Origin of the sequence: Cryobacterium sp. RTC2.1, from assembly GCF_035018685.1 — a bacterium.
GTDB classification, from domain to species: Bacteria; Actinomycetota; Actinomycetes; order Actinomycetales; family Microbacteriaceae; genus Cryobacterium; species Cryobacterium glucosi.
This window is the reverse complement of record NZ_JASJXJ010000221.1, coordinates 1-4,490: the sequence shown is the minus strand read 5'-3', so window position 1 is coordinate 4,490 and position 4,490 is coordinate 1. Positions and strand designations below refer to the sequence as shown.

Below are 4,490 nucleotides of genomic sequence, written 5' to 3'. Positions count from 1 at the left end.
CCCCCACGCCGACCCCGGCGCCCACCGCCGCGCAGCCGGTCGGCGTGCACGCCTGGCAGACCCTGTTCGGCGGCGAATGCCTGCAGCCCTACGTCTCCCCGTGGGAGGAGACCTTCACGGTCGCCGACTGCGCGGCCCCGCACCAGGCGCAGCTCGTCTATCGCGGTCTGTTCCCCGGGGACGCGACGACTCCGTTCCCCGGCGAGGCGGCGCTTGCTGCGCAGATCAACCTGCTCTGCAGCGCGCCCGGCGTGATCGACCTCACCGCTGCGGCGGCGTATCCCGATGTGCAGGTTCAGGGCAGCTACCCGATCACTGCTGCACAGTGGGCGGATGCCCCGCACCAGTACTTCTGCTTCGTGAGCCGGTCCTCCGGCGACGGCATCACCGGGAGCCTCGCCGGCCCCGGCCCGACCGCTTAGCCGCAGGAACTCCCGGCTCCTCGTTCGTCGCTGTGCCGAATCCAGGAGTCGAGCCCTGCGAGCCGAGGCAGGGCCCCAGACGAGTGCCGCGCATCCGCCCTGTTCGGGTGGGGACGCGCTCAACTCCTGAATTCGGAACGCGCCAACCGGATGGGCGACGCGGGGTGACGCGGGGTGGGCTAGATCTCGTCGGACTCGACGGGTTCGAGGGACACGAGCTTGTCGACGCCGGAGATGATCTCGTCCGGGCGGAACGGGTAACGGCTGACCTCGGCCTCGTCGCTGATCCCGGTCATCACGAGCAGCGTGTACAAGCCGGCCTCGATACCGGCGACGATGTCGGTGTCCATCCGGTCGCCGATCATCGCGGTGTTCTCCGAGTGCGCGCCGATCTTGTTCATCGCCGAGCGGAACATCATCGGGTTCGGCTTGCCGACGACATACGGCTCCATGCCGGTCGCCTTCGAGATGAGAGCGGCGATGGCGCCCGTCGCGGGCATCGGGCCGTCCGCGCTCGGCCCTGTCGCATCCGGGTTCGTCGCGATGAAGCGCGCACCGGCGAGCAGCAGGCGGATGGCCTTGGTGATGGCCTCGAAGGAGTAGTTGCGGGTCTCGCCCACGACGACGTAGTCGGGGTTCGTCTCCGTCATGATGAACCCGGCCTCGTGCAGGGCCGTCGTCAGGCCGACCTCTCCGATCACGAAGGCCGTTCCGCCGGGCATCTGGCTCTTCAGGAAGTCGGCGGTCGCGAGGGCCGAGGTCCAGATGCGCTCCTCTGGCACGTTGAGTCCTGAGGCGCGCAGCCGGGCGCTCAGGTCACGCGGCGTGAAGATGGAGTTGTTGGTCAGCACGAGGAACGGCGTTCCCGCGTCGCTCCATTGCTGCAGAAGCTCGGCGGCCCCGGGCAGCGGGCTGTTCTCGTGGACCAGCACCCCGTCCATGTCGGTGAGCCAGCATTCGATCTCGTCACGGCGTGTCATTCGGCGCTCCTCGGGTTCCCCTCCAGAGTAGCGTTCCGGGGTTTGGTCGGTGTCATCGCTTCGATTCCGCGCGGGGCTCGTCGGTGGGCTCCGCATCGAGCCAGATCGACGCGGCCTCCGCATCGGTCAGGTGGCGGATGCTGCCGTTCAGCAGTCGCACGACGCCCGGTCCCAGCAGCGCGAGCACGGTTCCCGGCCCGATGCCGTCGCGTGCGAGGCCTCGGAGCACGACGGGATCCCGGTCGCTGATCCGCAGGACGACGCCGACGAGGCCGGGGCCGGCTTCGGCCGCGACGAGCCCGGCGCGCGCGGTGACGGAGCCGTCAGCCGCGGGGATCGCGTCGCCATGCGGGTCGACCGCCGGCCGGCCGAGGCGTTCGTCGATGGCGTCGAGCAGCCGGTCCGAGAGGGAGTGTTCGAGGATCTCGGCCTCGTCGTGCACCTCATCCCAGTCGTAGCCCATCTCGCGCACGAGCCAGGTCTCGATGAGGCGGTGCCGTCGCACGACCGCGCTCGCGCGCAGCAGCCCGACGGGGGTGAGGGAGAGAGGCCCGTACGGCACGTGCGTGATGAGGCCGGCGGCCGCGAGCTTCTTCACCATCTCCGTGACCGAGGAGGGAGCGATCCCGAGCCGGGCTGCAAGAGCCGACGGGGTGATCGGTTCCGGCTGCCACTCGGTGTGCGCATAGATGGTCTTGAGGTAGTCCTCAGACGCCGGGGTGCTCGTGCCGTTGTGTTTCATGAGCCGCTCCCTATGCTCCGGTGAAGATCAGCACGAGCAGGACGACGTTGAGCGTGACCAGCAGGATGGCGGTGATGATCCCGGCCAGCGTCGTGAACCAGCGGTTGGTGTATTCGCCGAGCAGGCTCCGCCGCGAGGTCAGCCAAACCAGCGGGATCAGCGCGAACGGGATCCCGAAGGAGAGCGCGACCTGGCTCAGCACGAGGGCCTCGGTCGGGTTGAGGCCGAGGCCGAGGATGATGAGCGCCGGGATCAGCGTGACGAGGCGACGGACGAGCAGCGGCAATCGCAGCTGCAGCAGCCCGTGCATGATCTCGGCACCGGCGTACGCGCCGACGGAGGTCGAGGCGAGCCCGGATGCGAGCAGGCCGATCGCGAACACCGTCGCGACGATCGGCCCGAGGCTCGACTTCAGGGCGTCATACGCGCCCGGAAGCGAGTCGGTTCCCGGAATGCCCTGCAGCGCAGAGGCGGCGACGACGAGCAGGGCCACGTTGACGGTGCCGGCGAGGATCATCGCGAGGGTCACATCCCAGCGGGTGGCCCAGAGCAGGCGGTGCGTGGTCGGCCGGTCGTGGGCACCGGGAAACCGGTCGCGGGCGAGGGCGGAGTGCGCGTAGATCGCGTGCGGCATGATCGTCGCACCGAGGATCGACGCCGCGAGCAGCACCGAGTTGCTGCCCTCGAACCGCGGCACGAGGCCGGCGAGCACGCTCGCAGGGTCCGGCGGGGCGAAGAACACCCCGGCGGTGAACCCGATCGTGATCACGCACAGCATTGCGACGATGACCCGCTCGAAGCTCTGTGCCCCACGCCGGGCCTGCGCGGTCAGCACGAGCATCGAGACCGTGCCCGTGATCACGCCACCGAGCAGCAGCGGCAGCCCGAACAGCAGGTAGAGCGCAACCGCACCGCCGATGATCTCCGCGAGGTCGGTCGCCATCGCGACGAGCTCCGCCTGCAGCCAGTACAACCGCCGCAGAAACGGATGCTTGAACCGGCTGCCGAGGATCTCCGGCAGGCTCTGCCCGGTCACGATCCCGAGCTTCGCGGAGAGGTACTGGATCAGCCACGCCATCAGGTTGCCCGAGAGCACCACCCAGACCAGCAGGTACCCGAACCGGGCGCCCGCGGTCATATTGCTCGCCACGTTGCCCGGATCCAGGTAGGCAACGCCGGCGACCATGGCGGGACCGAGCAACATCGCCAGCCGGGCGGGTGCTGCCGGCGTCCGCGCCGCATCCGCTACCGTGCCGCCAGCATTTTTAGGCATACCGAAATTATACGCGCGCTCGCCCTGCCCTGGGCACGAGCACGCGCGCGGGGCGGGGGCAGGCGCTGCGCGGGATACGGTGGAGCGGTGACTGAACCGCTGCTCCCCGCTTCCGTACCGACCGTGGAGCTGTCGACGAACGGGGTCGGGCCGTGGCAGGGCGAGTTGCCGGAGGAGGCGTTCTACGACCCCGAGCTCCTCGAGCACGGTGACACCCGCAACGTGATCGACCGGTACCGGTACTGGTCGATGGCCGCGATCGTCGCCGATCTCGATGAGAAGCGCCACCCCTTCCACGTCGCGATCGAGAACTGGCAGCATGACATGAACATCGGCTCGATCGTGCGCAGCGCCAACGCCTTCGGCGCGGACACCGTGCACATTATCGGGCGCAAGCGCTGGAACAAGCGCGGTGCCATGGTCACCGACCGGTACCAGCACGTGCTGCATCACGCGGATGTCGCCACGTTCGTGCTCTGGGCGGCGAACGAAGGCCTGCCGATCATCGCGATCGACAACGTGCCCGGCAGCGTGCTGATCGAAACCTTCGCGATCCCGGAGCGCTGCGTGCTCCTGTTCGGCCAGGAAGGCCCCGGCCTCTCCGACGAGGCGATCGCCGCGGCGGATGCCGTGCTCGAGATCAGCCAGTTCGGATCGACGCGCTCGATCAACGCCTCAGCTGCCGCCGCCGTCGCAATGCACGACTGGGTGCTTCAGCACCGCTTCAAGTAGCCCGCTCACGGAGCCGGAGCCGGAGCCGGAACCGGTGCCGCCCCGTTCTGGGGTGAGCTCCGCCGCGCACTGGGGTCGTCCGAGGGATTGACCGGCGCGATGCGCAACCGGTAGCTTCTAGGAAACGTACTCAACAGGGACGCTTCTGCGTACCCGGGCACCCGAAATGCCCCGCGTACGCCGAAACATCGCTGCTCGCATTGCTTACCCTGGAGTACCCGTCATGCCGCTTTTCCGCCCTGCCATCGTGCCGCGCCACAAAAAGGGCTCTCCTGACTCTTCCGTGGGTTAGTCCCGGCCGGGAAGCACGGGTTTGTGCCCGCCGAGGCTGAGCATTGCGA

4 protein-coding genes and 1 pseudogene are annotated in these 4,490 nt (G+C 68.8%); 2 read left to right on the top strand and 3 right to left on the bottom strand.

All coding sequences use genetic code 11. The features are described 5' to 3' along the window. Positions 1-422: pseudogene (locus QN357_RS17955) on the top strand (large membrane associated protein); the annotation flags it as partial. 179 nt (positions 423-601) lie between these two features. On the opposite strand, the gene QN357_RS17950 reads toward QN357_RS17955, so the two are convergent. Genes QN357_RS17950 through QN357_RS17940 form a run of 3 tightly spaced genes read right to left on the bottom strand, consistent with a single transcriptional unit; the run spans position 602 to position 3,417 of the window. Then, complete coding sequence (locus QN357_RS17950) at positions 602-1,402, bottom strand: HAD-IIA family hydrolase (RefSeq protein ID WP_134446205.1); 801 nt, start codon at positions 1,400-1,402, stop codon at positions 602-604. 52 nt (positions 1,403-1,454) lie between these two features. Then, a complete protein-coding gene (locus tag QN357_RS17945; RefSeq protein WP_134561951.1) occupies positions 1,455-2,144 on the bottom strand; it encodes a metal-dependent transcriptional regulator in 690 nt (229 codons plus the stop codon). A gap of 10 nt (positions 2,145-2,154) precedes the next feature. Then, a complete protein-coding gene (locus QN357_RS17940; RefSeq protein WP_134446207.1) occupies positions 2,155-3,417 on the bottom strand; it encodes an Nramp family divalent metal transporter in 1,263 nt (420 codons plus the stop codon). 87 nt (positions 3,418-3,504) lie between these two features. On the opposite strand from QN357_RS17940, the gene QN357_RS17935 reads away from it, so the two are divergent. Then, entirely contained in the window at positions 3,505-4,149 is a 645-nt protein-coding gene (locus QN357_RS17935) for a TrmH family RNA methyltransferase (protein ID WP_322189132.1), read from the top strand. Positions 4,150-4,490: the final 341 nt, after the last annotated feature.

What these genes read in the sequence shown, in the direction of transcription:
- QN357_RS17940 (WP_134446207.1), bottom strand. Translation starts at nt 3,417, where the DNA reads ATGCCTAAAAATGCTGGCGGCACGGTAGCGGATGCGGCGCGGACGCCG.
- QN357_RS17950 (WP_134446205.1), bottom strand. Translation starts at nt 1,402, where the DNA reads ATGACACGCCGTGACGAGATCGAATGCTGGCTCACCGACATGGACGGG.
- QN357_RS17945 (WP_134561951.1), bottom strand. Translation starts at nt 2,144, where the DNA reads ATGAAACACAACGGCACGAGCACCCCGGCGTCTGAGGACTACCTCAAG.